Source organism: Pseudomonas oryzihabitans, assembly GCF_024652905.1.
GTDB lineage: Bacteria > Pseudomonadota > Gammaproteobacteria > Pseudomonadales > Pseudomonadaceae > Chryseomonas > Chryseomonas benzopyrenica.
In genome coordinates this window covers 99,840-124,223 of record NZ_CP102429.1, presented here as the reverse complement: position 1 = coordinate 124,223, position 24,384 = coordinate 99,840, and the positions used below count along the sequence as shown (strand labels likewise).

The window sequence follows — 24,384 nt, the reverse complement described above, 5'->3', positions numbered from 1 at the left end:
CAGCTCGGCGCCGGCGTGCGCTGAGAGTGAAGGTGGGCATTGCTGAGCAGCGTTGCCCGCGGGTGCATGGGCGAGCGATGGATCCGGTACGCGGCAGGTGCTAGGGGTGATTGCGCGGCTGGGAGCAGGGGCAATCACCCTGGTTGATTACCCTGACACCCGCACCTGCCCAGCAGACCAGATACCGGGTCCTACTGTGCTTGGTCCGCCTTGGACCCAAAGCCAAGGATCTTTCGCGAAACCTCATCGCCCTGGTCTTGATGTTTCCCTTGCGCCTTGTCCGCCTCAGCCTTCGCCGCGGCCTGCTCAGCGGCCATCATCCGCTTCATGATCGTGACAAACGCGCTGATCGGTTGGGCGCCCGAGACAAACTCTTTCTCGCCGGTCAGGTTGTCGATCACTACCGTCGCAGGCGTACCCGTCGCTCCGATTTTCTCGCCCATGCGGACATGCTCCGCTATCCGGTCCTTGACCTTCCCACTGCTGATGCATTCGTTGAATGCCTTCATATCGCCGCCGAGTCTGGATACCAAACCAGGCAGATCTTTCACGCCGGCGCCGTTACCGGCCGACTCTTCGAAGATCTGGTCGAGGATCACCCAGAAGCCCCGGTTGCCTTTCTGCTCCGCATAGCACTCAGTAGCGATAGCCTCATCCGTGGCTGCGGGGTTGTGGAAGCCGAGCGGCATATGGCGCCACTGCCAGTTAACGGCACCGTTGGACTTATCGACGATCTCTTTGAGGTTTGGGTGCAGGCGTTTGCAGAATGGGCATTCCAGATCGGAAAATTCGGCGAGGGTGAAGCGCGCCTTCAGATCCCCATAAACCCGGGCATCGTTCGGTACCTGGTCCGCCGCGCGTCCGAAGCGAGCGAACTGTGCCTCGACCCAGGCCTGCTTCTCGGCGCGCTCTTTGGCGAACACGCCAATCTCGATGCCGGCCGCGATCTTGCGGTTGAGGTACTCCTCACCGGCGAAATAGAAAAGGCCCGCAGTGATGATCTGCGAGACAGCTACGGCGGATACCAGGGTGAGGAGATGAGCTTTCAATGCTGGCTTCATGGGAGATCCATAGGTCATGGTTTCCCAAACGATAAGCAAGCCGGCCGCCGCAAAGTCTCGAGTCCCGTCCCTGTATTGGGTGGAACCCGCTTTAGAAGGTCTCCCGGTCAACAACGCGAAGCCGAACCGGACGCGATCGCGCCACCTGAAAAGCCGTCGCCCTCCTTGCAGTACTTCTGCCCCTCGCCACGGGAACTGCCAACTGCCCGCGGTGAGCCATGAGGGCAGTCGCTATCGGCCCGCTGATAGAGGCCTCCGAAGCGCTTTCGACCCGGTGCCGCAGCGCGAGCTGCTCAAGACAGCTTCCCGCCCACGCCGTGCTCGAAACAGCCTGTGGCCGTCCCCCCAAAAGTGCCATTCGTTCTTCTGGGGTGGTGTCCTTTCCGATATCGGCAAGGAGCACGACAAGCTGTTCGCCATATGCCTTCAACGTGACCGCCAGAGCCTTTAGCCTTTCCTCGAGCGCCCACTGGAGCACCTGGACATCGCGATAGGCCCTCACGTCCACCTGCGAAAGGCCTAGGCCCTGCCCTTTAGCGTCGAGAATGTTCAGCCGACGCTGCAGCTGTCGCAACTCAAGAGAGAGCGTCCAGAACTTGCAAGAGACGCAGCGAAGCTCTTTGCGTAGGACAAAGAAGCAGTTTCGAGACACACGTTCTGCCATTGGGACCTCAGATTTGACAAGTTCGCGCCGACCGTGCCCGCGCTATGCGCAGGCGTGTGGGACGGAGCAATCTAGCTCCGCCCCCCGGCCACATCAGTAAAACGCGATGGGGGTTTCGCGGTTGGGAAGGAAGAAGGCTGTGTTGCGAGGCAAATTCCTTCCTAACGCACTCCCCAAGTCGACCTGACCTACGTCCCCCACAACCCAGCCCATCCTCTTCCCGAAGCCCTCTGCCACCAGCGCGTCGAAGCCTATCGCCACCACCGTTGCCGGGTAGGCGCCACGGTCGACCGGCGCGTACCCATCGCCAACAAACACACCTTCGGTGTTGACGTAGAGCTGCGCGATCTTCTTTCCGGTTTCCGTAGCGACCGGTCCGATGAAGCGGCGTGCAGAAGTTGATTTTTCGTCCGCGCGGATAGGCTCAAACGTCCGCTCGATCATACCTAACAGCTTGTTCCCGCAGCTCTGTACAGCGGCCGCAGCATCCTTCGTACCGGACTTGGGCTCGAAGCAAACGAAGGTACCGATCTCCGTTCGCGGGTCGAAAGAGTTGCTCCCAAGGACGGTGACCGCCAAGCCCGCAGCACCGACATTCCCGCCCAGGGCGTTGAAGGCGGCAAGCTCAGCAGCATTACGATTGGCCGGAGCCTGCCTCGCAACCGAGCTGATGTTCTGTTGGGTCTGTTCGGCGGACGTTTTCTGCACGGCCTGGATGCTAAAGGCCCCAGCGCGGACCGCTTGAAAACTCGGCATCCCCAGCACGCTGAAAATCTTTTCTGCAGCCGTTGCATCTGCAGAAAACTGAAGTGGCTTTTCATTGGCAAATTGCACCGCGTTATCGGAGCCCGGCCACACCTTCAAAGCCAGTGGCGCCGGCGTCACCGCCTTGGCATTCGGGTCCAACGCTGCAGGCTGGCCGGCACAACCGACCAGGGCGCCTACTACAGTCGCCGCAAAGACTATCTCTACATATTTCATATGCTGGATATCCGGCTCGTTAGTAGACCGCTACCGGCTGATCGCCGTTGGGGAGATAGAAGGCCATATCCTTGGGAAGCTGTTGCTTAAGCAGCTCTGCCCATTCCACTGGCCCAATCTCACCTAGTTCGGCGCCGGTCATTTTGCCTACACCGCTAGCCAGTTTTTGCTGAATAGGGATCGCTACGATTCGGGCCGGATATCCCCCACGGTCTTGCGGGGCATAGCCGTCAGTCGCGTAGGCCTCCGTTCCAATGAAGATCTCGCCAACTTTGCTAACAGTCCCGGACCGGACGATTCCAGCGCGAACTTGGCCGAAGCCTATGTTCAGTACCCGTGTGGTTGGCTGAAACAGGCTATTCACCAGGCCAGTGACCTTTTCACCACACTTTTGAACGGCATCATTCAGATCGGCCGTCTCGGTTTTCTTTCCGAAGCAGTATGCGAAGCCTAATTTGGTCCGGGGATCGAACGTGGCGTCCCCCAGCACTGTGATTGCGGTCCCGGCAGCGCCGATACCACCACCGATGAGGTTGTAGGCGATGAGCGACCCGTCGTTGTTGTAGCCCGCCTTGGGGCTGGTAGCGGGGCGGATAGCGTCTAGCACTTGCTCTTTGGTGGCCTGGCGCAGATAGGGATTTCGGATGCCCTTCTCTTTGACCGTGCTCAGGCTGGGCATACCAAATACTGCGAACAGCTTATCCGCGGCAGTGACACTACTCGAAAAGCGCAGCGGTTCTTCGTTCGCAAACATCAGGCTAGATGTCTTGCCGTCCCACGCTTTGAAGTGGGGAGCAACGAGTGCTGAATCGGGTACCGGCTTCGACTCCGTGTTATTGGTAGCGCAACCGGCAACGGCGGCTACTGCGGCGGCCAATGCCACCAGCCGAACAATTTTCATGGTGTTACTCCTGTGTTGGTTTTATCCATGGAACCACGCTTCCCCAAAAACGCAATGGGGTATTCCCCCCCAAACTCAACCGCCATTGGCGCGTCCGTGACGCCCAATAATTAATTTGCGTTTTTTCCTAGTCATTTATAAATGAAAAGGCTATAACGGCAGCCACCGCCTAATCTTGAGGAGATCACGATGTCCCTGATCCAAGAATACCGTCAGACCGAAGCCGCTATTGCAGAATTGCAACAGCGTCTTGAACAGCTGAATACCGACGAACGCCTGCAGAAAGAACTCGATTTCGAGAAGAAGCTGCGAGCGCTGCTCGGCGAACATAACAAGTCGCTGCGCGACGTCATTGCAATCCTAGACCCCAACGCCGGCTCTGCCTCTGGCAGCAAGTCCAAGAGCAACTCGGGCGCAGCCCCGCAACAGCGCCGGGCGCGTACGCTCAAGCGCTATAAGCACCCCGAAACTGGTGAGATCATCGAGACTAAGGGTGGCAACCACAAGCTTCTGAAAGCCTGGAAGTCCGAGCACGGTGCCGATACCGTCGAAAGCTGGCTCCAGAGCGAGTAATCACGCGGACCGACGCCGGCGGGCCTTGTGCGGCACCGCCGGCGCTGTCATCATCGGCGCTCTTAATCCAACGCCTGTGCTTTGGATGCTCCACCAGCTGCATGGCAGCACTCTCTTCGCAGCAGGCTCTTTCAGGCCCACTGCTCCTCTGTAAGATTCTTACACTCAACTCGGTTGCCGATCACTCCGCTGATCCTTGGCCGATTTGTCGCGCGCGCATCAAATGCCCACGCGCCCCCGGTTTCATACGTCCAGAAGGCGGCCACTGCCATAAGTGCTGGGAGCTCTACTTCGGTAGAGGTCCTGTCGCATAGCGAAAGAATCTTTCGCTATGCGACGGTGGGGCCAGCAGACGGTGCCCCGGGTGATCTTTACCTACAAAACAGCTGCAGTTGCAGAGATGGTGCGAGGGTTCGCTACATCCGATCAGGATCTCCTGTCGGAACGGGCGAACCCGCCTCCACCCTGCACTGCAGGGCCCAGGCGACTGGCGCATCAGGCTCCAACACTGTTCCGCGGAAGCGGAGCAGCAAAAACCCGGCTCATGGCCGGGTTTTTTTTCGCGCGCAGAAAGGCGCTATCGCGGGTGCGGGTCGGTGATGTCGCGCGCGGCTACGGCGATCAGGCAGCAGTAGAACAGCCAGCCACCGATGCTTACCAGAAGCAGCGCGACACCAAGCCAGTTGCTGGTGGCATCCAGCGCTCTCGCTGTCGCCTGCAGGGTCACTCCGCACAGCGTCAGCAGCCGCATCGGGCCGAGCACGAGCTTCTGCGATTTGCTGAGCTGTGCCTGAACGGCCCGCGCGGAAGACCATGTCTCTCGACCGGCCATGACTGCAGCCACCAGGTACGGCTCGAGCCGGCCGCCCATGATCACGAAGAGCGGCATCAGGCTCAGCTGCTGTTCCACCGCGGTGGTGTAGAGCATCACGAGCAGCGGGCGTTTCTCCGCGCTGAAGAGGTCCAGCGGCAAGGTGGTGAGGGGTAGCGCCCCGCGCTTCCAGGCGCCGATATCGGAGCCAAGCATCGCCAAGACCGCCAGCGCGTTCAGCGCAATGCCGATGACCAGGGCAAGCGGCGCCGCTACCCGAAAGAAATTTCGCCACGGTGACCCGGAGCCCACGGCCGTGCGCAGGACGGGGCGGTCTCCGAGCATCCCTGCACGCCGGAGCGCGAGCGCCAGCACCAGGAAGATCAACGGCGAGCACAGGCTGGCCAGGTGAAAGGCCGCTTTGCCCAAGATGAGCAGAATGCTCACCGTGGTGAACGCTGCCAGCAGCGTCAGTGCGACAAAGGCGGGTAGCACCTGCACGAATAACGGGACAGCCTGCTTTATCCATCGCGGCCAATCCGACCACCGCGGCGTATGGGACGCCACGCTCTCTTCCATCGTTGCTGCTTCCATATCCTCTCTTCCACCCAGGTGCTGCGCTTCTCGCGCGGGGTCATGGGTAGCTTATCGATCCGCAGCCAATTGCAACCTGACTCGTCAGAGCGCTGATCGCGCCTCCGGTTCCTTAGGCGCTGCGCCGTAACTGGCCAAAGGGAAGGCAACCTAGTCAAGCCGGCGCCCAGGGTCAACAGCTCCCCTCGAACCGGTCCCGCAAGCGGCATGAATGGCCGTTTGCATTTACCGCGGCTCGTGGATGCTGAGCAGGTTCAACTTGAGGAATCTGCTATGCACAGGAATGATCACGCTCTGCAGCTCGTCGTCACCAGCGAGCCCACCACCCAGGAGCTTTACAACCTCCTCGGTCGCTACTGCCTACCGTTCGAGGACCTGGTGCTGAACAACATGCGCCAGGTGCTGGGATCCGGGTACCGCAATGGCGCCTATCAGCTTCGCCGCTACTTCAACGGAGCTTTCGCCCTGGTGCTGCCTGTCGAGGGCGGGCTTGTGACGGCGACCCTGGGCCAGGTCGAAGAATCCTTTTCGCTCGAAGCTGCCAGCTACCTGTGCTCACTACTTGCGCTGTCGCAGCTGATCACCGTCGCGCACAGCCGCAACGACCACGACGACCACTCCCGGCTCCATTACCTCTACTACGGATTGCTGGAGGTCCTGAGGGCCGACCCGACGTTCGCTGCGACCGCGACCGCGCCGCACCATCGTCCTCTGACCGATGAGGAGGCTCGCATCGGCGGATCGCTCGCGCCGTTCGCCTACCAGCCGGCCCTTGAGCGCCTCCTGGATTAGTCCACGCCCTTGCATTTCCGGTACGCCTGGAAAGATGAGGCGTATCCCTCCACCTTGAGTCGTCCTCACCATGGTCCAATCCCCACAGCTCGACCTCTTCCCTCTCGTCGAAGCGGCCTTCCGGAACTGTCCGGATCGGCCGCTGGCCAACGCGGAGCTCTACCGCCTCGTCGGCGCCGCCGCAGGGCTCAAGGACCGGGAGGTTCACGCGAAGCAGCCAATTGGCGCGGCCGGTCAGCCCCGCAGCCCCGTAACGCGCGAGATTCGCTGGCATCAGCAGACCCTCAAGGCCTGCGGCATCCTCGAGCGCGTTCCACATGAACGAGGGGTGTGGCAACTGACCGAAAAGGCGAAGCGCGGGATGCATCGAGCGGCGCCGCAGGTCACGCTGCTGGGGTTCAGCACGTCGCTGGGCCTGGCGCTGTTTGGCCATTCGCCGCAGGCGCTGCAGGGGCTGGAAGAGCGCATCGACCTCGTACTCACCTCCCCACCCTATCCTCTGCAGCAACCACGGGGATACGGTAATCCGAAGGCGAGCGAATTCACCGACTTCATCTGTCGCACGATCGAGCCCTTGCTGGGCAACCTTGCCAGCACCGGTAGCCTGGTCCTGAACCTGTCCAACGACATCTTCCTTCACCGATCGCCGGCGCGTTCCACATATCTGGAGCGTCTCGTCATCGCCCTGGAAGATCGTCTTGGCCTGCACCTGATGGACCGCCTGGTGTGGGAGAACCGCAGCAAGGCACCGGGGCCCCTGCAGTGGGCGAGCCTCAGCCGGCAACAGCTTAACGTTGCCTGGGAGCCTTGCTACTGGTTCTCGCCTGATCCGCTTCGATGCAAAGCGAACAACCGGCGGGTCCTGGTACCGCATTCTGATCGGCAAGCCAGGCTCATCGCGGCCGGGGGCGAGACGCGCCAGACCTCCTATGGCGACGGCGCCTACCGACTGCGCCCGGGTAGCTTCGCGGCGCCCACAGAGGGTGCCATACCGAAAAACGTGCTGCAGATTGGTCACAGCTGCAGGCGCAGCCGTGAGCACCGGAAGGCGTTGATCGAAGCCGGCCTACCGGCGCACAGCGCGCCCTTCCCCTTCGCCCTGGCAGACTTCCTCATACGGTGGCTGACCGAGGCGGACGACCTGGTGGTGGATCTGTTCGCCGGCCGCATGATGGTCGGGCGGGCGGCGGAAGAAGCCGGGCGCCGCTGGATCTGCGTCGAGAATATCCTCGAGCACGTGATGGGCGCAGCGGCACTCTTTCGCGGGTTCGACGAGCTCTGGATCAACCCTGCGCTCCAGCCCACATCGCAGCTTTGAACGCCCGGCGATGGGTCGAACTCAGGCTTTTCGAAGACTGGCCCTGGCTACTCTGCTGCTGTCGATCAAACCGGAGCTCGGCAGCATGCACCTTCTTCAGCGAATCACCCAGGGCACCACGAGCGGGACGCTCCTCGCAGTCGGCTTTTGCGGCGCCATCAGCATCGCATTTTCCGCCGGCCCGCTGAGCCGATCGCTGTCCGGGGGCAACGCCGTCGACGGCTGCCCGATGTCAGCGGATCGGGCGTCGAGCTCCCAGCAGCTCGACGCCGCCAGCCTGGCAGCTTCGCACCCGAACCTGCTGAACGAGCCACCGGCCTCGCCGGACTGGCTCGATCACTCCTTGGCGGCTCTCTACTGCCACGCCAAGTAGCTCAGCTCAGGCGCGCTCTGGCCGCCTGTGACTCTCATCGATCCTGTCTCGAACCACGCCCGCTATCCGCCGCCGAGGCTTCTGTTTGCGCTTGAGGTACTCGGCCCGGCACTGGGCGAACCACTCGCTGGCCAGGCGGACGAGATGTCGGTGCTGTGGCGCGGTAATCGAACCAACATCGAGCAGGGCCAGGATGTATCCTTCCAGCTGCCCGTAGAGGCGAACCAGGTGGCCAAGGCCCATGACGGCCATCTGCTCGATCAGCGCGACCCAGCGCAGCCGCGCTTGCTGGGGAAGAAACTCAAGGTCTGCCATAACGCCTCCTTAAGGTCATCGTACTACTGTAGACCGTCTCGGTTCGGCCGCCAGCCCGGTAGTAGGCGTCACCACCTCAAAAAAGGTACGCCGGCATGACGTTCTCTCCAGAGCAGCACATCCAGTTTCTGCTTGCCGTGACCGCCCAGGCAAAGCGGCTGCACGCCGACTCGGCCGACGGCCACGATATAAATTGGTTTGAGCTTGACGATCTGCAGCAGCAGGCGTGGGCATGGAGCGCCTGTCAGAGCTTGGGTCATCCTCTCCAGCGCTGGCGCGCGGCGATAAGCGCCACGCGGCAGCCAGGTCAGACGGTGAAGCGCCTGCTGTCGATGCTCGACGGCCCGGGTGCCGAAGAACTCCGAGCTGTTCAGCGCGCAGGCTAGTCCCGGCGCTGGTGGAGCGCCTGGACGTTGCGGCACAGGGTGGTCAGCTGACCGAACGACCACGGCTTAGGAAGGAACGAGGCCTTCGGTAGCTCCGGTGTCGCTGAGACATCGCCGGACGATACGACGACCGAAGTTGCTGGCCAGCGCGCCATCACCTGCTTGGCCAGGGCCAACCCATCCATGGCTCCGGGCATTCGCACATCGGTGAACAGGAGATCCGGCGCTTGCGCCGCGGTCTGCAGGTGCCGCCAGGCATCGTCCGCCGTCGCGAAGGCGGTGACGTCGAGGCCTTCGGACTCGAAGATCTCGGTCAGCATCTCCACAAGAAGCGGCTCATCTTCAGCAATCACTACCAGGCACATCGAGGCCACCGCTAGAGGAAACGCATGCATCACCAGATGCGGACGGCGAGTCATTCGTTCGGCTGATCCGATGAAGGGATAGCTCGCCAGACAAATACCGCCAATAGTGCGCAGTAGACCGCTTTATCGCTTATCGCGCGCTTAATTCACCAGCGGCGTGCGGCGCACCTGCGGCTCCGGCTCAGCCCCCGGTGCAGCACCTGGCACAGCACTGCGGCATAAGGCATTGCCTGCCTCATCGGAGATGGCCACAAGCTGCGGGACCTTCTGACCCGGCCGTACCCCCCACAAGCAGCCCCGGGCGTCTTGCAGCACAGCGCCGCGGCCGATCGGGATGGCCACCGCCTCCAGGCGATCAAGCAGGGGGAGTTCGTCCGGCGTTTCGGCCGCAACGGCCCCGGCCAGCGGCAGACTGGCAAACGCGGCCAGCAGCAGCCCCTTAAGCAATCGTGCACCAGAACCAGTCATTCTGAGTCTCCCCCTTCATCTTCAGCTGAACCAACATGGTCTTCGTCGGGGTCACCCAGGCCAGGGCGTCCTCCCGCAAACGAAGCTTGGTGGCGCTCTGGCGCCAGTACATCTCATCAATGCCGAGGACGATCTTGGTCGCAACGGATGCGACGAAGTCCTCCGGAAAATGCGTTGGGCTTTGCGAGGCAGCCACGAGCATCAGGCCGAATTTGCGCGCCTCTTTGGCGATGCGGTTGATCGGGCTCTCGGGGTCGTCGTCGGCGTAGATGTGGGCCTCATCCAGGATCACGACGTCGACGATGTGGTCTTGCTCACCGCGCTCTACAGCCGCCAGGAACAGCTCCTCCAGCCGGAAGAGCACGATCAGCTTGCGCTCCTCCATCGACAGGGCGTGGATGTTGTAGCGCCATACCGGATTGGTGGGGTCGAAGGGCGGAATCCCCGACTTGAAGATGCCGATCGCCTCGAGGTTCTGCAGCCGATCGACCACCGACTTCAGCACGTCGGTGCTGTCGTAGCGCATCAGGCTGTCGAGCTCCTTGCCGGTGGTGATCGCATCGATGTAGGCGGTATAGCTGTCGATGGCCTTGCGTTTGCTCTTATCGAGCTCCGACTTCTCCGCTTCTTCGTCGAACTGGCTTTGGCCTTTGCGCAGAGCCTGGATCACCTTCTTGCGGTGCCCCTGGGCGGCGCGGTTGGCCACCTCCAGGTACGTGACGGCCTCAGCGCCGGAGCCCAGAAACGACTGCTGCAGGATGTTCTGCGCCATGCGCAGCGCGTCGCGGATACTGGGATGAGCCCGGCCCATGAGCTTGGGCGGCCAGCGCGTGATGGCGCCCTGGTACTCGATCTGCGGTACCCACCAGCTGTACAGCGGCGCACTCGACCAGCGCGCGCCCAGGGCCTTGGCCTCGTCCTTCTCGCCCTTGGGCACGTCGATGAACAAGCGATCGTCGTTGCCGTCAGTCATGACCACCGCGGCGCCCTCCTCCACGATCCAGGTACTCGGATCCTCCTGCCTGAAGCCGTACTGGGCGTAGACGTCGTTCAGCACATTGCGCAGGCAAGCCTCCTGCTTGGGCCCCATCTGGCGCATGCTGCGATTCATGGTGGCGAGAAAGGATTGCACGCGCTTTCGCACACCACCGAAGTGCGGATCGGGGTTCACGCGAAGCGGATTGAGGCCGTAGTTGGTGCGCTCGGAAAAGCGAACCTCCGACGCCCCGGGAATCGACAGATCGCCGTGCACGTCGAAGATGTGGATCCGCGGAATGTGCCCGCCACAGGACTGCAGCATGTGGCTGATCATCTTGCGCAAGGTGTAGGTCTTGCCCGAGCCGGACATCCCCACCAGGAGGGTGTGGCCGTTCACCAGTTTGTCGCTGTCCCACATGACCGGGACCTGGCGATTCTTCTTTTGCTCAGCTGCGTCGATACCGAAGATGATCTGCATCAGGAGGCCTTGTTACCGCGGTCGACTTCGATGGCCTGGCCTGCAGGTGGTGGCGACACGCACATCAAATCGTCGCGCGGTGCGGCGCGATGTTTCTCACCCTTGAGCGTACGCTGCTTCTCGCTTCTGGCCAGGCCAAGCAGCGCGAGGCTCACCGAGCCCACTGCCAAGCCGTAAATCAGGCGTCCTTTCCAAAGCGCTGCGGCGGCATCGGCAAAGGCGATCGCCCCGAGCCAACCCAGGACTCCCGGGCGAGGTAGGTGTCGCCTCCAACCCAGCTTCTGACGGTGCGCGGCTTCCAAAGCAGCCAGGGTCCGCATGCATTTCGGCGTGGTCTGCCGCAGATTGGACTGGTCCAGCGTCTCGTTGATGAGCTCGAGCACCTGATAGGTGCGACCGTCATGGTCGCCAGCGCTACGATCGTCGACGTGAGCGTAACGTAGATGACCAGCCTGATAGAGCTGCTCAGCTCTGGTGCGAACACGCTCCATGCGCGCAGCTAAAAATGCGGCCTCTGCATCCGAGCGTAGCGCTTTGTCCGCCATGCGCCGGACCAATGCCGGAGCTCCCGGTACTCGAAGCTTTGTCAGTATCCGAGTTGACGCGCCGAGGTCGACACCTTCGCTGATCGCAAGGTAGCCGTCGGCATAGGGCTCAGTGAGCAGCCGCTGCAACAGACGATGCATCTGCTTTGGCGAAAGCTCGCTGTCAACTGGGCACCAGGGGAAGGGTTCGATACCAGCGCGCGATAGCGCGGCAAAGACTGCAGCTGTGTTCATGGACGTAACTCCTTGGCTTTGCACAGCATGGCAAGGCCAAGGAGCTCGATGGTTTCGATTCCTACCGCGTTGAGGGATGAACCTAACTTTGCGAATCCGGCACTTCAGTTCCATCGCTCGCCTGACCGAGCAACGCGACTGCAAGCGCCGGGATCGCCGTGCGACAGATCCGTATGTTGTAGGTCGCACCGGATCCGTCACTGAGGTTGAGATGAACGCCGCCGTCGGCTGATTTCACTTCCGCGAGCACGCTTTCTGCCATGTGAACGCATGACAAAGTCACTTGCCCAGTTGGATGAACGAGGGTCACGCGCTTCTCAATTTCCGGATCGGAGCTGAGGGATAACAGGTGCACTTTCGTCTCAGCAGGTAGCGACGAGAAAAGCACTTCAGTAATTTCGAAGCGGGAACGGAGTACCCACCGTTGAGCAATTGCGTGCCGGCGGATAGCGGTAAAGCGTCCCTGCAGTCCAGGCAAACCGACGAGATCGCGTAGGGGCAACCAGAGCCCTGTCCGAAGGCTGAGTCGATCATATTCTTCGATAGTACGCTCCGGCTGCTCCGCAGCGTCGCTCCCCTTGACGATCGCTTCGCCATCCTTGTGGTAACGCTCAGGCCATATGGCCTTTGGCGCGACGCCCAGGCATCGCGCGATCATCCGCTGCAACTCGACATGGGGCGTTTTGCCCAGACCATCGAGCGCGCTCCGGCGTGCACCAGCATGATGGGCAAGGTGCTCAAGCACAAATTGACGTCGACGCAAACTGGACTTGATCCAGCGCAGGCGCTCCGGCTCCGAGCCTGGGCAATCCGCCAAATCAACCGGCCGCGTCTCCCACTGGGCAACATGTATCCCAAACCCTTTCATTCCAGCCTGTGCGGCAGTGGCTCCACCCAGACGATCGAGAAGCTCATCGAAGGTGTTCTGGGCATGCTCCGACCAGACGACTCCATATCGCTCCGGGAAGAGCGCCTCGACGGTCACCCCAAGTGCTAGCGCGATAGCGCTTTCCGCGGCGGGGAAAGGCGTTCTCGCGGCAGTGCGCAAATTGGATAGCTGGTTGGCTTCGGCCAACTGAGTCAAGTTGGTGCCACGTCGGGTCAAGGCACGACGGATGACAGTCCATCGCCTTTCAAGCCGTTGCGCTTCAAACCACTGGTTCGTCATATCTACTACCTCTGTTGGGGTAGATCGACGGTCCCACGAGTTTTCAAAATGCAAGTTTGCGCTCCAGATACCGGGCTAGAGGCGTTAGAGCTTCGCTTATTGCGCTTGTGACTTGCGTATTTCAAAAGGCTGACAGGGTAGGCATTTTCCGAAGCGAGTCGCCGACCATGCCCTCCCCTTTCACCTGGAATATCGCGTTCCATTCCGGCTTCACCGCCGACAGCGACCTTCAAGCCGCACTCGACGTCGGGATAGCAATAGGGGTGGTCGCCGATCGAGTGACGCTCAGGCAGCAGCTGCGGGCTCTGCCTGATCACTTGGACAGGGGTGGGAAAGTCTTCGTTGATTCAGGCGCGTTTACCGCCTTCCGCCGGCAGTTAGCCATGGATTGGCCCCGGGTTCTCATGCTCTATCGCGCCTTGTGCACCACGACCCTGCGGCCGGAGAACCTGAGCGTCGTCGCCCCAGACGTAGTGGGCGATCAGCAGGCGACCCTGCTCCTTTGGCACCGGTACGCGCGGGACATACGGAGCTGGATAGACGCCGGCGCCAGGGTGATCATTCCCCTGCAGGCTGGATCGCTATCAGCCGGCGAGCTGCTGCAGGAGGCGATCGGCCTTTTGGGTACCAAGACATTCTGCGCCGGTATCCCTTCCAACCTCGCCGCAATGACCGCCGCCGATTGTCGTACGCTTGAGCACAACGACTTCCACATCCTGGGACGGGTGGTCATGACCGAAGAGCTACGAGACAAGGTCGAGGCCCTGCTGACCTGCAACGCTGGGGCCACGATCAGCTCTGACGCCAACTGGCTGAGATCTCGCACGAGGCAGATTGCCGGCGCAGTGGAGATGCTGCGCAGCACCCCGAACTTGCTGCAGACCCGCCGCACCCGCGCGGTGAAGGCTCTGCTGATGCAAGATGCGTTTGGAAGCCTCGATCAGTTGGCGCCGCGGTAGAAGGCCGGCGCGGAGGCTAAAAGGATAGGCCTACGCTTCGCTGAGCCTTAGCCGTACGAACGCGCCAGTCAACGCGCCGCCAAGCGGCGCCCTGCTCCCGACCGCACCGTGTCATAAGCGACCAGACCGTAGGCCAGGGCCACCCCGCCCGGCGCCACATACATCACCGCCTGAGCCATCAACTGCGCCATAGCCTCTAGCTGCTGTTGCATCCGCTCGACCATATCGCCGGTGGCGTGCACATCCATCATGCCCACAAACCCGACGCTCATGACGAGCCCGATCGCGATGACGAAGGCCAGCATCCAAGCGGCGTGCTTACGGACGGTATCGAAGCCGACCAGCAGGCCTACACACAGTCCCATGCAGATCGTGTAGTACCAGAACGTCCAGGCGGTGAAGCCAAGCTCCTCCCCGCCCTTGCCGATCAGCACGCTGAAAAACGCGATACCGGTACCCAGGAAGGAGCCTGCTACCAAACTCCAAAACAAACGGCTAATCGCTTTCATCTACTTCTCCAGTTTCGGGGGGAGTCATCCGCGCCGCATAGGTGCGTGAGTGACGGAAAAATTCAGGTAAAGCTTGACCAGCAGTCACCGCTCTTGGGGTGAAAAAGACACACGAACTTAACTACGCAGCGTCCTGCTTCAGCGCCGGCCTGTACCGGATGGCCTCAGTCACGCAACGGTGAGCTTGCGAACTACTCTGGCCTTGGTCGCTAGAAACGCAATCAGACCGTAGGCTACGGCCAGCGCCCCTGGTGCTATCCACATGAAGACACGAGCAACGACGCCGGCTGAGGCTTCGAGATCATGCTGTAGCCGCTCGGCGACGATATGGGCATCTGGCACATCGGCGAATTTCTGTATACCCAAAGCCATCAGTAGCCCGCCCGCTATGGCGAACGCCAAGATCCACAGAACATGGTTCCTGGCCGTACCGATACCGATCACCAACGCGGCGTAACCTCCGAGGCAGACACAGACGATGAAGTACCAGTGTGCCGAGTAGGTGAAGCCGATCGGCTTCATACCGTCGCCGATCAGCGCGCCGACGTGATAAATCCCGACGCCACCGAAAGCAATCAATGCGATCGCGACAACGAAAGCAGCTGCCCACGTTGCCTGTCCGCGGACGTCTTTGAAACCGACAACAAAAGCACTGCAGATACCGAGGCAAATCCAGTAATACCAGGACGCCCAAACGATGGCTGTGCCCTGCACACCGACGCCTGCCAGGGTGCTAAGTGCTCCGATACCTAACCCACCCATACATCCGGCTAGCAGACAAACTCGAAAGCGGTGAATGGCGCTCATTTAGATCCTCCGATGCGCACACGCCCGATGCCAGCTCACTGGATGAAATCGGCTGTTGCTCGCTGCGTGCCGGTTTTACCGTACCCACCTTGGGCTCGGCCGCCGCGAGGAGCTAACTGCCAAAAGGCACTGCGTGTCGCGGCAAGGAAATGATCAGCGGTAGTAAGGCTTAGTCGATGGCTTATTTGCGCCCCAAAAGGGGGTGAACCTGCCCATTGTGTTGCTAGGGCAATGCCAAGGTATGTCAGTAAGCCCGTGCGGCCGTATGCAGGCGCCGGCGATTCCTCAACAACCCGGATCGATACACCCCAAATGAAAGCTCCCGAAGCGCAGTGCCTATTCCTCTCCCGTGGCGACGCGGAACGATTCCGGCCAGCCGCCGGTAGCCACCTGGTGTCTATCTCCGATGGACCCGAGGACCCGGCAGCGATCGACGAAAACTATTGGGAAAGCGTCAGCTACCACCACTTCATTGACGCAGGCTTCGATGAGGAAACCATTGCTCTGTATGGCAGCAATTTCGAACGTACCTTCCGGGACTACCTGCTGATGCCCAAGGCAGAGGAGTTGCGAACTCGATTAGATACTCTGGCGGCGCAGCGCGTATTCGTGGTGATCAACTGCCAGGCAGGCAGGTCGAGAAGCGCAGCAGCTGCTGCCTATCTCCGGGATCGACACGGGTACCATCTCGAAAAGCCGACGCCGGATGCGAACATGTGCGTGCTCCGAATGCTCTCCCGCGACGCCTCCCTGATGGCAGCCTACCGCGAGGCCTCTAGGCAGACCGAGTCCGAGCCCGCGCCTGGTGGCTTCCTGTCGGCTATCAGGTCACTGCTATCCAGGCTATAGGTCATGGGGTCTACCGACTGGAGATGCCGGCGCGCCTAGCCAAACGGCCGCCCACGATCAATCGCCGGCGGAGCCCCGTCCGCCCCTGAAAAGCTGCTCCCGGAACATACGGTCTAGCAGCGCGCGGTTCCGGACCGCGGCGGCCAGGTAGCGTCGGGGGATCCTGTCTTTAACCAGGCGATAACCCTCAACGGCCTCTCGGTGAAGCCAGACGTACGCGGCGATCTGGAATGCCAGAACTACCGAAGGCAGGATCGCCATCCACCAGCGCCAGCCGCCGGCGACGCTGACCATCACGCTTAGAGACATCAGGACCAGCCCCCATGCCAGCAGACCCTGGCGGCCGGCGACGAAAGGCCTCGCCGATAGGTAGGCGTGGATAGCGCCGACGCCCAGCGCTTCGCGCCGATCCAGAGTCTGCAGCTGTTGCAGCACTCGCTCGAGGTCCTGTTCGGCTGGTTCGTTCTTGAAATCGGGAAGCATCCCATGGCTCTCGTTGGGGGCAGATGTGGTTTGCGAGAACAGCGCGTACCGCTGAGAGCGTCAGTGACGCCCGCTCAATGACGGACTCCCGTTGCCGACCCCGGCTTCGCCGCACGGTATTCGGCGAGGCAAGGCGTGGGTGATCCGGAAACGTGGATTGTACCCGCCCGCTGTGTCGCGGCGATCGATGGACAATCGGCCCAGGCTCTGGGGCCGCCGGCGTAGAAGTCACTGCATACGTCAGGAACATGGGGTTCACGCCCCCAGCCGGGGCGAACTCGGCCTTGCATTTCCACGGGAGGCGGCAAGCTTGGGTCTAGCAGCGCCACGCTGCAAATTGCCACCGCCAAGGAGCGATGCATGCCCTCACCGAACTGGACCCCCTCCACGCTTTACGCCGCGCTGGCATCTGGCGTTTCTGTCAGCAGTTTCGCCTTCGACGTCACCCTCCTGGACCAGCAAGACGCGATTCGCGTCGTACTGCCGGCGATGGGCGACCTCGAGATCTACATCGCTGTCGTCAACGACGTAGTCGTGGTCGACTCGGCCCTCGTCCCTGCTGAGGCGGTCAGCGACGCCCAGGCCTTCAATGCTGCGGTCCTTTCATCCCGCAGCCTATTCCCGCTTTCTGCTATCGGCCTCGAGACCAACGCTGATGGCGCTGGCCATTACGTCATGTATGGCTCGCTGCATGCCGGCTCCGACCTGAACACCGTACTGACCGAGATCTTCACGCTGGCCACCAACGTGCAAACCGCGGCTGCGACCTTCCAATCGTTCTTCAAGCAGCAGGACTCCCTATGACCAGCCCCTCCATCCTATCCAAACTCGTCACTCTGTTCCGCGGTAAGGTCACCGAGGCCGGTACCGCGGTGATCGACGCCAACGCTACCACCATCATCGACCAGGAAATCCGCGATGCTCGGGCAGCGATCGATCAAGGCAAGCGCGAGCTGGCTACCCTCATGGGCCAGCAGACTCTCGTGCAGCGCGAAATCGAGCAGCTGGAGGCGTCTATTCAGCAGGACGAGAAGGCGGCCCGCGCCGCGCTGGAAAAAGGCGCTCAGGACCTGGCAGAAGAGGTAGCAGGCCGGATCGCACGCACCGAGACCGCCCTCGAAGGGAAGCGCAGCATGGCTGCGGACTATGCGCGCAACATCGCCTCCATCAAAGGCAGCCTCGATACCTCGGCCGGCACCATCCAGCAGCTGGAGCAGCGTATCCAGGTTGCGAAGGCGCACCAGGTCACCCACTGCGCCCGGACGAACGCCTCCCTGGCCAGCGGACAGGCAAATGGCCGGATGAAGACCGCGGTTGACTCGCTCGCACGCATGGAGCAGCGCCTGCAGCAGCAAACGGCGACTCAGGACGCTGCCGAGCAGCTGGCCAAGGAGGCGTCGGGTGCTGATCTCGACGAACGCCTGAAGAATGCCGGCATCACACCCGGCAAGCAGAGTGCAGCCGCCGTGCTGGCACGACTGAAGCAGCCGTCCGCCTGACGCCAGCGGTCCGGACACGAGATCAGGTATCCGGGCAGATGCTTCTGCCTGGGTAACCTGCCGCTTTAAATCACTCTACGTTCAGTATGGCCCCATTCCAAAGAGTGGAACCGTTGGCGAAACTTTTTAAGACGCGAATGTGAGTGGCTCTTTCCCAACTTATTCGTTTCGGAGTAATAGGTTTAATTTATGAATGTTGAGCACGGTGAAGATCTTTTACAAGCTCGTCGTGAGGAGCTGAAAACTCTTGCCCGGACATGCCTTTGGTTTATTCCTTTTACCCTAGGAATAATGATCGCATCTCTGTACGAGATGAATAATACAGAAGGTCTCATGCTCTCATTAATGACTCTTTGTGTGGAAGTTTGTTCTTGGACGGCACCGGGTTTCGCTATGTTCGCCGTGTTTTTCCGGTTGATTCTCGCTGATATGCAAAAGCCCTGATACACTTTTGACGAAGATCACGCGTGCCAAGCCAGATTTCGTTGGCCCAACGATGGACCACTCTAGCAAGCCATTTAGCTGAAAATGGTCAAGCTTTAACATCACTTTTATCTTAGGACTCATCTATATGCCTGCCGCTCTCTTGATGCTTCTCGCCTGCTTCGTCTTGGTGTTCACTATCATTCCACTGCATGATGTCCAGTCAATCGAACAATTTTTCAACATCCTTATTACCTACGTCTGGGGTGCGGCCTGCATCGTTGCGGTCATCGCCATAGTGGGCATCTATCTTTTTGTATGGATCGAAAATCGAAAAGACGCAAAGGAAGAAGAGGAGAAATCCAAGCTCGCAGGTAGGGAGTAACACCGAGATGATCCTAAGGGTGCTCATCGTTATTACTTGCACGATAGCGGTCCCGACTATCGTAGTGCTGCACGACATTCAATCTGCAGAGCAGTTTGTCCGGATTTTCAGCATATACATGCTGGCGGCGATACTGGTTCCAGCAGTGCTTTACGGTATCGCTCGCTGTGCACTCGCTTGGCTAGACAGGTAGACCAATCCACGCGTCGACCACACCGGTCTGCGCTATCTCACGCCTGGTCGCGCTGGGCGGCAGGATGCCCCGGCGATCGTCACTCGGTTCACGCCCTGTCTCGGGGCGAACTCGCCACCCCTTCGGAGCTTGCATATTTACCTTTGCCGGTAGCGTGATCCTGCCGGCGACGCGTAACGGACCTTGCCGGCGGCCATCAGCCATTCCCACCGTCACGAGGATCCTCAATGTCTCTCTTGCAACGTATCCGCAGCGCACTGGGTTTCAGTGCCATGCCTACCGGCCAACTCGCCGTAGGTTATCCCCTGGGTTTGCGCGAGGGTCTTCCCCTCACCATCGACCCCCAGCTGCCCAGCGCCATGACTGGCCTGACGCTGGTCACCTTCCCCAGTGCACAGCCAATCGAGAACATCGGCGTCATTGACCTCGGTGCTGGCGCGCAGCTCTACCGGGTCTACCTTGCCGATGAGGACTACTGGCTCCAGGTGCACACAGAGCACGGGCAGGTCGAGTCGATCGTCCTGTTCAATTACCTCAGCTGGGTGCCCATGGAATCGCAAGACCACCTGCTGCAGACCGCCGGCCCGGCTAGCCCCATCGGCCGCCCCACCTACCTGCTCGACGGCGTCACCTTCAGTCGCGACTGGGGTACCGCCGGCAATCAAGCAGAGCTCCAGAGCTTTACCGAGCGCTTTCCTCCAGCCAACCACGAACGGGACCAGGTGCAGCACCGGGCCATGCTCTACAGCCGTGACCTCGGCATTCCTGGCCGGCGGGAATTTCTGCTGTTCTCAGTCGAGGAAAACGCCCTGGGCGAAGTTTCCGTTTCAACCTCGCGCGGCCTGACGCTCTTCGCTCACGACCTCATCTGAATCAAGGACTGACCCATGCTCGACGCTCTGCAACTCACCCTGACCCTGTCCCTGAATCCGACCGCCCTGCTGGGGTTCGTCCTGTACGTGGCCACCGCCTGCGTCCTCCTGGCGCTGTTCCAGTTCGCCTACACCAAGGTAACCCCACACAATGAATGGGCGCTGATCCGGGCAAACAACACCGCAGCGGCCGTCGCCCTGGGCGGCGCCATCATCGGATTTGCCTTGCCGGCCAGCAACGTCATCGCCTATTCCGTGAATCTCCTGGACTTCGTCGTCTGGGCGGTCCTGGGCGCCTTCATCCAGCTGGGCGCGTTCTTCGCGACCTCACTCGTGCTGCGGCCGCTGCGCACCCGCATCGAGAACGGCGAAATCGCTGCCGGCATCTACGTCGCGGCAGTGGCCATTGCCGTAGGCCTGATCAACGCCGCCTGCATGACGCCCAGCGCCTAAGGAAGACCGCCATGAAACGCAGTTCACGTGTCCAACTGTCCTTGCTCGCCATAGCCGTCGTATCGGTCAGCGGCTGCGATGCCCCGGAGAAAGGCCAGGTCCTCAACAAGGTGGCGTCCTTCGACTCCGTGAAGCAGTGCGTCGACGCACGCATTCCGGAGAACATCTGCGCCGAGTCCTACATGGACGCGCTGGCCGAGCACAAACGGCGCGCGCCCACCTATGACACCCAGGCGCAGTGCGAGGAAGACTTCGTCGCCGGCTACTGCGAAACGGCTGATGCCGGCAAATTCGCGCCGAAATTTGGCGGCTTCGAGATCGCCGCCAGCGGACGTGCTACCGAATCGCAGATCGCCGCGGCGCAAGCGGCGGCAAACACCAGCCATGCGGGCGGCTCGAACGACGGCCTGCTTACCGGTCTGCTGATCGGCAGCATGCTCAACAACGGCGGCACCAGCCGCTTCAGCGAGCCGGTCTATCGCTACCGGGATGATCGCGGTGGCTTCGCCTCCTCCAGCCTCAATCGACGCATCGAGACGGGATCGCGCTTCAGCAACTCGACCCAGGCACGCACGAGCAATGCCTACACCGCGCCAACGCCCCGAGTGAGCAGCGGCTACACGAGTCCGCCGTCTACCAGTCGCTATTCCAGCTCCCCCAGCACCAGCTCTACCAGCTCGATCGGCAGTAGTCGGTCCTCCATAAACACCTCCGCCGCTACCTCGCGTGGTGGCTTTGGCGGCAGCGCCGTTGCGAGAGCAAGCGGCTTCAGCGGCGGCAGCTTCGGCGGCTAGGGAGAACACCATGCAACGCATTGCTCATCAAGAACGACCAGACTGGCAGGCCCGGGCCGAGCGCAACGGTTTCAAGTTTCACACCATCGAGGGGGAGCGCTACTGGGACGAGCGTCACTACTACGCCTTCACCCTCGACCAGGTCGAGAAGGACCTCGAGGCGCCCACAGAAGAACTGCACCACATGTGCCTTGACCTGGTAGGCCGTGTTGTACGCGATGAGCAATTGCTGAAGCGTCTGGGCATCCCAGAGGCGTTCTTCGACTCGATCGCAGAATCATGGCGAGAGGGGCATCCGCACCTCTACGGCCGCTTCGACCTGGTCTACGACGGCAAGCGCCCGGCCAAGATGATCGAAGCCAACTATGACACCCCCACGTCGATCTACGAGGCGGCAGCGTTCCAATGGGACTGGCTCGAGGATGGCATGGCGCGCGGCCTGCTCCCCCAGGGAAGCGACCAGTTCAACAGCATCGAGGAAAGACTGGGCCAGGCGTTCCAGGCGCTGCGCCTGAAGCACCCCTTTTACTTCGCCTCCATCGACGGGTCCGAGGAAGACAAAGGCACCTGCGATTACCTGCGCGCGGTTGCCGAGAAGGCCGGCCTGCAGACCGAGCACATCTACCTGCAGGAGATTGGTCTGCAGGAAGGTCGCTTCGTCGACCTACAGGACCGGTGGATCCCCCACCTCTTCAAGCTGCACCCCTGGGAATTCATCTTCGAGGAAGAGTTTGGCGCGGCGGTGGCCAAGTCGGACACCCAGTTCATCGAGCCGATGTGGAAGGCCATCATCTCGAACAAGGGCATGCTGCCGCTGCTCTGGGAGATGCACCGCGGGCACCCGAATCTGCTGGAGTGCCACGTCGACACGACGCGCTCCGCCCCGGTACCACCGGGCTGGGTACGCAAGCCGTTTTTCTCCCGGGAGGGCTCGAACATCGAGCTGCACACCGCCACCGGCGAACGCGAGGTCGTGGACGGCCCGTACGGCGATTCGCCCCAGATCCTGCAGCGCTGCGCGCCGCTGCCACGCTTCGGCCAGGACTACACGCTGATCGGCAGCTGGGTGATCGGCGACTGCGCGGCCGGGATCGGCATTCGCGAAGACAGCACGTTGGTGACCAAAGATAGCTCCCGTTTCGTGCCACACCTTATCAAAGCCTGATCGGGTTAAATAAATAGGACGCCCACTTGGATATCTGTTTTAAACTCATTGAAAAAGCCACGCTTTCAGAATGGCTATCATTTCTGGTAATAATACTTGGTGTCACAATATCAGTCTTTTGGGTTTTTGTGATTGCATCAAACTTGAAGTCTTTCGACCCACCGCTGATATGCCGTAGCCGCATTTTCAGGCTGCTCATGTCTCTGCACGGTAAGTACTTGGGCATTCCTATAAGCGTCACGTTACTGATGGCAGGGTGGGTGCTCCTGGTAGATAATTTCCGCTTTCTAATCGTCTGTCAAATTCCCACGCAGCCAATGGACGTGCCAGGTCTCTTTACTTGCTTTTTCGTTCCACTTGTCTTATGGGTTTTTTTTGCTCGTGGTCAGGGATTGCCGTTCCGCCTAAACGAGTCTCTGAGAATGTCGTGGGATCGGAAAAATCAGCTACAACTGCATTTGAGCGGCCCTGTACCCCGAGCGATTTCAAAGAAATATATTCTGAAATCAGCACTTGAGCTCCATAGCCATCTCACCCAACTCAGAAGGCACAATATCTACAATACGACAGTATTAGAGAGTTGGCTTTTCTTGAGAAAAGCAATTACGGTCAGCCCCCGTTTGATTCGACTTCGCCAAAAGCTTTATTTCTCGGATCTTCACATTGCTCACTCCAGAGCAGCAAAGGTGCAAAATAAGCCAAAACGACTGGCGTTGCTATTCGTATTAAAGCTCCGGATCGCTGGTCGTCTTATCTTGTCGAGCCAAGAAATATATCAGCTGATGAGCCAGATATGTGTTAAGGACCTTATGCTCGACGGAGCCGACCATCGTCGCCTGCCTCAGGCAGATGTCGATACTTTTGTATACTCTTTATCATTGCTTGATAGCAGCTATAGATTCGAAGAACGGCCTATAAAAAAATTAAATCTGGTCACAGTATTCATGTTGATCATCCACTACCCACACATCGGAAAATATTTCGTACCGTTCTCTACGGGTATTGAAATTAAATAAAAAAGCCCGGCAATGCCGGGCTTTTTTATTGATCAACCACTAACCGTGCAAGCTCGGACAAGGCCATGAAGCCCCAGCCCGATCTCGTCGGCAGGCACATCGAGCCTGGCCAGCTCGAACCCGAACTGGCAGACCCGTGCGTAGCTGCTGACGCTGGGCACGGCAGGGGTTCGCAATTCCCGGCCGGAGCCGAGCATCACGATGTCCTCCGCCGGCGCCGGTGCGCCGTGTGCCTTCAGCGCGTGCATCTGCTCGTTGATCGACCAGCCGAACAGATTGCCGTAGTGCTCGATGACCTCCCTGATCTGCCAGACCTCGTCCGGCCGGACAGGGAAGGCGCTCCAGTCGATCCAGCCTTGCAGCCGGAACACGATCTCCTTGGGGTTGCCCCAGGCGACCGTGCATTGCACCCGACGTAGGGCAAAGGTACCTAAGGCTGCCTGATGTACCTGGTCGCGAAGGTTGTGCTCGTCGAAGTCATGAACGTCGTCGATGCCCATCCCGACATAGGCGGTCAGCGTCGAGCCCTCGATAGGCCAGATGTTGCCGTTGGCGAAGCGTGCGTAGTGCATGGGTGTTCTCCTGGATCTCCAGCCGCGTCCCCTAGCGGGGCGCAGCCGTCACGTCCGTGTGATGGTCAGAGGATGATGCGACGCGCGCTTGCCGGTACCGGGCGGGCGGCAGGTGCGTTCAGTTCGATCCAGTTGCACTGGTAGGTGCCGGCTATTGCCTGGCAGACCGGCACGATCCGCTTTGCCTGGACCAGGGGTCCGGGATCGGCAGGCGTTACAGGTGCGCTGGTGCAGCCGAGCAGCGTGCAGGACGCCAACACGAAGGTGAGGAGGAACAGGAGAAAGCGAGAGTTTTTCATGAAAGGTCTCATCGATGGACGGACCTTTCCCCATACGGGGATTGGCCCGTATGGGTGGAAGAGTGCTGCTGAGCAGCTGAGGGTGGCCGAATGGCCGTCTG

At 60.6% G+C, this 24,384-nt stretch carries 30 protein-coding genes; 15 read left to right on the top strand and 15 right to left on the bottom strand.

Annotation, left to right across the window (positions count from 1 at the left end):
• Nucleotides 1–191: 191 nt before the first annotated feature.
• From NRG74_RS23225 to NRG74_RS23215, 3 genes are all read right to left on the bottom strand, one after another.
• Nucleotides 192–1,061: a DsbA family protein gene (locus tag NRG74_RS23225; protein ID WP_108576211.1), complete on the bottom strand. Its 870-nt coding sequence runs from the start codon at nt 1,059–1,061 to the stop codon at nt 192–194.
• 757 nt (nt 1,062–1,818) lie between these two features.
• Entirely contained in the window at nt 1,819–2,706 is an 888-nt protein-coding gene (locus tag NRG74_RS23220) for a hypothetical protein (protein WP_093256604.1), read from the bottom strand.
• Nucleotides 2,707–2,725: 19 nt separating this feature from the next.
• Complete coding sequence (locus NRG74_RS23215; RefSeq protein ID WP_108576209.1) at nt 2,726–3,607, bottom strand: hypothetical protein; 882 nt, start codon at nt 3,605–3,607, stop codon at nt 2,726–2,728.
• 189 nt (nt 3,608–3,796) lie between these two features.
• On the opposite strand from NRG74_RS23215, the gene NRG74_RS23210 reads away from it, so the two are divergent.
• Complete coding sequence (locus tag NRG74_RS23210) at nt 3,797–4,180, top strand: histone-like nucleoid-structuring protein, MvaT/MvaU family (RefSeq protein WP_093256612.1); 384 nt, start codon at nt 3,797–3,799, stop codon at nt 4,178–4,180.
• A 577-nt stretch (nt 4,181–4,757) separates the two neighbouring features.
• Here NRG74_RS23210 and NRG74_RS23205 read toward each other — a convergent pair.
• On the bottom strand, nt 4,758–5,585 hold the full coding sequence (locus NRG74_RS23205) for a hypothetical protein (protein WP_257706717.1): 828 nt from the start codon (nt 5,583–5,585) through the stop codon (nt 4,758–4,760).
• A 273-nt stretch (nt 5,586–5,858) separates the two neighbouring features.
• On the opposite strand from NRG74_RS23205, the gene NRG74_RS23200 reads away from it, so the two are divergent.
• From NRG74_RS23200 to NRG74_RS23190, 3 genes are all read left to right on the top strand, one after another.
• A complete protein-coding gene (locus NRG74_RS23200; protein WP_257706716.1) occupies nt 5,859–6,377 on the top strand; it encodes a hypothetical protein in 519 nt (172 codons plus the stop codon).
• 70 nt (nt 6,378–6,447) lie between these two features.
• On the top strand, nt 6,448–7,695 hold the full coding sequence (locus NRG74_RS23195; RefSeq protein ID WP_257706715.1) for a site-specific DNA-methyltransferase: 1,248 nt from the start codon (nt 6,448–6,450) through the stop codon (nt 7,693–7,695).
• A gap of 85 nt (nt 7,696–7,780) precedes the next feature.
• On the top strand, nt 7,781–8,068 hold the full coding sequence (locus tag NRG74_RS23190; protein WP_093256625.1) for a hypothetical protein: 288 nt from the start codon (nt 7,781–7,783) through the stop codon (nt 8,066–8,068).
• Between the two features lie 6 nt (nt 8,069–8,074).
• Here the strand turns inward: NRG74_RS23190 and NRG74_RS23185 are convergent, their stop codons facing one another.
• On the bottom strand, nt 8,075–8,383 hold the full coding sequence (locus NRG74_RS23185) for a hypothetical protein (protein WP_257706714.1): 309 nt from the start codon (nt 8,381–8,383) through the stop codon (nt 8,075–8,077).
• Between the two features lie 95 nt (nt 8,384–8,478).
• Between NRG74_RS23185 and NRG74_RS23180 the strand changes: the two genes are divergently transcribed.
• Complete coding sequence (locus NRG74_RS23180) at nt 8,479–8,769, top strand: hypothetical protein (RefSeq protein ID WP_257706713.1); 291 nt, start codon at nt 8,479–8,481, stop codon at nt 8,767–8,769.
• Here the strand turns inward: NRG74_RS23180 and NRG74_RS23175 are convergent.
• The 5 genes from NRG74_RS23175 to NRG74_RS23155 all read right to left on the bottom strand — a co-directional run bounded on the left by NRG74_RS23175 (nt 8,766) and on the right by NRG74_RS23155 (nt 13,005).
• Nucleotides 8,766–9,188 carry a response regulator gene (locus NRG74_RS23175; protein ID WP_257706712.1) on the bottom strand — a complete coding sequence of 141 codons (423 nt, stop codon included), beginning with the start codon at nt 9,186–9,188 and terminating at the stop codon, nt 8,766–8,768. The genes NRG74_RS23180 and NRG74_RS23175 overlap by 4 nt on opposite strands.
• An 87-nt stretch (nt 9,189–9,275) precedes the next feature.
• Nucleotides 9,276–9,602 (bottom strand): hypothetical protein, encoded by a 327-nt coding sequence (locus NRG74_RS23170; RefSeq protein WP_257706711.1) that lies wholly within the window; start codon nt 9,600–9,602, stop codon nt 9,276–9,278.
• On the bottom strand, nt 9,574–11,058 hold the full coding sequence (locus NRG74_RS23165) for a helicase HerA domain-containing protein (protein ID WP_108576203.1): 1,485 nt from the start codon (nt 11,056–11,058) through the stop codon (nt 9,574–9,576). Before NRG74_RS23165 ends, NRG74_RS23170 begins: the two co-directional genes overlap by 29 nt.
• Nucleotides 11,058–11,837 (bottom strand): hypothetical protein, encoded by a 780-nt coding sequence (locus NRG74_RS23160; protein WP_257706710.1) that lies wholly within the window; start codon nt 11,835–11,837, stop codon nt 11,058–11,060. Before NRG74_RS23160 ends, NRG74_RS23165 begins: the two co-directional genes overlap by 1 nt.
• An 82-nt stretch (nt 11,838–11,919) precedes the next feature.
• Nucleotides 11,920–13,005: a helix-turn-helix domain-containing protein gene (locus tag NRG74_RS23155; protein ID WP_108576201.1), complete on the bottom strand. Its 1,086-nt coding sequence runs from the start codon at nt 13,003–13,005 to the stop codon at nt 11,920–11,922.
• Nucleotides 13,006–13,172: 167 nt separating this feature from the next.
• Between NRG74_RS23155 and NRG74_RS23150 the strand changes: the two genes are divergently transcribed.
• Nucleotides 13,173–13,964 carry a hypothetical protein gene (locus NRG74_RS23150; RefSeq protein ID WP_257706709.1) on the top strand — a complete coding sequence of 264 codons (792 nt, stop codon included), beginning with the start codon at nt 13,173–13,175 and terminating at the stop codon, nt 13,962–13,964.
• A 68-nt stretch (nt 13,965–14,032) separates the two neighbouring features.
• Here NRG74_RS23150 and NRG74_RS23145 read toward each other — a convergent pair whose 3' ends face one another.
• Both NRG74_RS23145 and NRG74_RS23140 read right to left on the bottom strand, forming a co-directional pair.
• On the bottom strand, nt 14,033–14,473 hold the full coding sequence (locus tag NRG74_RS23145; protein WP_093256658.1) for a hypothetical protein: 441 nt from the start codon (nt 14,471–14,473) through the stop codon (nt 14,033–14,035).
• A gap of 168 nt (nt 14,474–14,641) precedes the next feature.
• Entirely contained in the window at nt 14,642–15,280 is a 639-nt protein-coding gene (locus tag NRG74_RS23140) for a hypothetical protein (protein ID WP_257706708.1), read from the bottom strand.
• 312 nt (nt 15,281–15,592) lie between these two features.
• Here NRG74_RS23140 and NRG74_RS23135 point away from each other — a divergent pair, with 312 nt between their 5' ends.
• Entirely contained in the window at nt 15,593–16,129 is a 537-nt protein-coding gene (locus tag NRG74_RS23135; protein ID WP_093256666.1) for a hypothetical protein, read from the top strand.
• 57 nt (nt 16,130–16,186) lie between these two features.
• Here NRG74_RS23135 and NRG74_RS23130 read toward each other — a convergent pair whose 3' ends face one another.
• Nucleotides 16,187–16,612 carry a hypothetical protein gene (locus NRG74_RS23130; protein ID WP_093256671.1) on the bottom strand — a complete coding sequence of 142 codons (426 nt, stop codon included), beginning with the start codon at nt 16,610–16,612 and terminating at the stop codon, nt 16,187–16,189.
• Nucleotides 16,613–16,972: 360 nt separating this feature from the next.
• Here NRG74_RS23130 and NRG74_RS23125 point away from each other — a divergent pair, with 360 nt between their 5' ends.
• The 8 genes from NRG74_RS23125 to NRG74_RS23090 all read left to right on the top strand — a co-directional run bounded on the left by NRG74_RS23125 (nt 16,973) and on the right by NRG74_RS23090 (nt 23,412).
• A complete protein-coding gene (locus NRG74_RS23125) occupies nt 16,973–17,416 on the top strand; it encodes a DUF2170 family protein (RefSeq protein ID WP_077172040.1) in 444 nt (147 codons plus the stop codon).
• Nucleotides 17,413–18,111: a PspA/IM30 family protein gene (locus tag NRG74_RS23120; protein ID WP_257706707.1), complete on the top strand. Its 699-nt coding sequence runs from the start codon at nt 17,413–17,415 to the stop codon at nt 18,109–18,111. Before NRG74_RS23125 ends, NRG74_RS23120 begins: the two co-directional genes overlap by 4 nt.
• Before the next feature lie 571 nt (nt 18,112–18,682).
• Nucleotides 18,683–18,919: a hypothetical protein gene (locus NRG74_RS23115; protein ID WP_093256684.1), complete on the top strand. Its 237-nt coding sequence runs from the start codon at nt 18,683–18,685 to the stop codon at nt 18,917–18,919.
• A gap of 420 nt (nt 18,920–19,339) precedes the next feature.
• The gene (locus NRG74_RS23110; protein WP_257706706.1) at nt 19,340–19,984 is read left to right on the top strand and encodes a YjfK family protein; all 645 of its coding nucleotides are present in this window, start codon (nt 19,340–19,342) and stop codon (nt 19,982–19,984) included.
• Between the two features lie 15 nt (nt 19,985–19,999).
• Complete coding sequence (locus tag NRG74_RS23105; RefSeq protein WP_077172044.1) at nt 20,000–20,437, top strand: DUF350 domain-containing protein; 438 nt, start codon at nt 20,000–20,002, stop codon at nt 20,435–20,437.
• A gap of 11 nt (nt 20,438–20,448) precedes the next feature.
• The gene (locus tag NRG74_RS23100) at nt 20,449–21,231 is read left to right on the top strand and encodes a DUF1190 domain-containing protein (protein WP_257706705.1); all 783 of its coding nucleotides are present in this window, start codon (nt 20,449–20,451) and stop codon (nt 21,229–21,231) included.
• A gap of 10 nt (nt 21,232–21,241) precedes the next feature.
• On the top strand, nt 21,242–22,396 hold the full coding sequence (locus NRG74_RS23095; protein ID WP_257706704.1) for a glutathionylspermidine synthase family protein: 1,155 nt from the start codon (nt 21,242–21,244) through the stop codon (nt 22,394–22,396).
• A 26-nt stretch (nt 22,397–22,422) separates the two neighbouring features.
• Nucleotides 22,423–23,412, top strand: a complete 990-nt coding sequence (locus tag NRG74_RS23090; protein ID WP_257706703.1) for a hypothetical protein — start codon at nt 22,423–22,425, stop codon at nt 23,410–23,412.
• 32 nt (nt 23,413–23,444) lie between these two features.
• On the opposite strand, the gene NRG74_RS23085 is transcribed toward NRG74_RS23090, so the two are convergent.
• Nucleotides 23,445–23,984 (bottom strand): hypothetical protein, encoded by a 540-nt coding sequence (locus NRG74_RS23085; RefSeq protein WP_257706702.1) that lies wholly within the window; start codon nt 23,982–23,984, stop codon nt 23,445–23,447.
• A 65-nt stretch (nt 23,985–24,049) separates the two neighbouring features.
• Nucleotides 24,050–24,283: a hypothetical protein gene (locus NRG74_RS23080; RefSeq protein WP_257706701.1), complete on the bottom strand. Its 234-nt coding sequence runs from the start codon at nt 24,281–24,283 to the stop codon at nt 24,050–24,052.
• Nucleotides 24,284–24,384: the final 101 nt, after the last annotated feature.

Excerpts from the sequence above, each read along its gene's own strand:
- NRG74_RS23225 (WP_108576211.1), bottom strand. The coding sequence starts at position 1,061 with ATGAAGCCAGCATTGAAAGCTCATCTCCTCACCCTGGTATCCGCCGTA.
- NRG74_RS23220 (WP_093256604.1), bottom strand. The coding sequence starts at position 2,706 with ATGAAATATGTAGAGATAGTCTTTGCGGCGACTGTAGTAGGCGCCCTG.
- NRG74_RS23215 (WP_108576209.1), bottom strand. The coding sequence starts at position 3,607 with ATGAAAATTGTTCGGCTGGTGGCATTGGCCGCCGCAGTAGCCGCCGTT.
- NRG74_RS23210 (WP_093256612.1), top strand. The coding sequence starts at position 3,797 with ATGTCCCTGATCCAAGAATACCGTCAGACCGAAGCCGCTATTGCAGAA.
- NRG74_RS23205 (WP_257706717.1), bottom strand. The coding sequence starts at position 5,585 with ATGGAAGCAGCAACGATGGAAGAGAGCGTGGCGTCCCATACGCCGCGG.
- NRG74_RS23200 (WP_257706716.1), top strand. The coding sequence starts at position 5,859 with ATGCACAGGAATGATCACGCTCTGCAGCTCGTCGTCACCAGCGAGCCC.
- NRG74_RS23195 (WP_257706715.1), top strand. The coding sequence starts at position 6,448 with ATGGTCCAATCCCCACAGCTCGACCTCTTCCCTCTCGTCGAAGCGGCC.
- NRG74_RS23190 (WP_093256625.1), top strand. The coding sequence starts at position 7,781 with ATGCACCTTCTTCAGCGAATCACCCAGGGCACCACGAGCGGGACGCTC.
- NRG74_RS23185 (WP_257706714.1), bottom strand. The coding sequence starts at position 8,383 with ATGGCAGACCTTGAGTTTCTTCCCCAGCAAGCGCGGCTGCGCTGGGTC.
- NRG74_RS23180 (WP_257706713.1), top strand. The coding sequence starts at position 8,479 with ATGACGTTCTCTCCAGAGCAGCACATCCAGTTTCTGCTTGCCGTGACC.
- NRG74_RS23175 (WP_257706712.1), bottom strand. The coding sequence starts at position 9,188 with ATGACTCGCCGTCCGCATCTGGTGATGCATGCGTTTCCTCTAGCGGTG.
- NRG74_RS23170 (WP_257706711.1), bottom strand. The coding sequence starts at position 9,602 with ATGACTGGTTCTGGTGCACGATTGCTTAAGGGGCTGCTGCTGGCCGCG.
- NRG74_RS23165 (WP_108576203.1), bottom strand. The coding sequence starts at position 11,058 with ATGCAGATCATCTTCGGTATCGACGCAGCTGAGCAAAAGAAGAATCGC.
- NRG74_RS23160 (WP_257706710.1), bottom strand. The coding sequence starts at position 11,837 with ATGAACACAGCTGCAGTCTTTGCCGCGCTATCGCGCGCTGGTATCGAA.
- NRG74_RS23155 (WP_108576201.1), bottom strand. The coding sequence starts at position 13,005 with ATGACGAACCAGTGGTTTGAAGCGCAACGGCTTGAAAGGCGATGGACT.
- NRG74_RS23150 (WP_257706709.1), top strand. The coding sequence starts at position 13,173 with ATGCCCTCCCCTTTCACCTGGAATATCGCGTTCCATTCCGGCTTCACC.
- NRG74_RS23145 (WP_093256658.1), bottom strand. The coding sequence starts at position 14,473 with ATGAAAGCGATTAGCCGTTTGTTTTGGAGTTTGGTAGCAGGCTCCTTC.
- NRG74_RS23140 (WP_257706708.1), bottom strand. The coding sequence starts at position 15,280 with ATGAGCGCCATTCACCGCTTTCGAGTTTGTCTGCTAGCCGGATGTATG.
- NRG74_RS23135 (WP_093256666.1), top strand. The coding sequence starts at position 15,593 with ATGAAAGCTCCCGAAGCGCAGTGCCTATTCCTCTCCCGTGGCGACGCG.
- NRG74_RS23130 (WP_093256671.1), bottom strand. The coding sequence starts at position 16,612 with ATGCTTCCCGATTTCAAGAACGAACCAGCCGAACAGGACCTCGAGCGA.
- NRG74_RS23125 (WP_077172040.1), top strand. The coding sequence starts at position 16,973 with ATGCCCTCACCGAACTGGACCCCCTCCACGCTTTACGCCGCGCTGGCA.
- NRG74_RS23120 (WP_257706707.1), top strand. The coding sequence starts at position 17,413 with ATGACCAGCCCCTCCATCCTATCCAAACTCGTCACTCTGTTCCGCGGT.
- NRG74_RS23115 (WP_093256684.1), top strand. The coding sequence starts at position 18,683 with ATGCCTGCCGCTCTCTTGATGCTTCTCGCCTGCTTCGTCTTGGTGTTC.
- NRG74_RS23110 (WP_257706706.1), top strand. The coding sequence starts at position 19,340 with ATGTCTCTCTTGCAACGTATCCGCAGCGCACTGGGTTTCAGTGCCATG.
- NRG74_RS23105 (WP_077172044.1), top strand. The coding sequence starts at position 20,000 with ATGCTCGACGCTCTGCAACTCACCCTGACCCTGTCCCTGAATCCGACC.
- NRG74_RS23100 (WP_257706705.1), top strand. The coding sequence starts at position 20,449 with ATGAAACGCAGTTCACGTGTCCAACTGTCCTTGCTCGCCATAGCCGTC.
- NRG74_RS23095 (WP_257706704.1), top strand. The coding sequence starts at position 21,242 with ATGCAACGCATTGCTCATCAAGAACGACCAGACTGGCAGGCCCGGGCC.
- NRG74_RS23085 (WP_257706702.1), bottom strand. The coding sequence starts at position 23,984 with ATGCACTACGCACGCTTCGCCAACGGCAACATCTGGCCTATCGAGGGC.
- NRG74_RS23080 (WP_257706701.1), bottom strand. The coding sequence starts at position 24,283 with ATGAAAAACTCTCGCTTTCTCCTGTTCCTCCTCACCTTCGTGTTGGCG.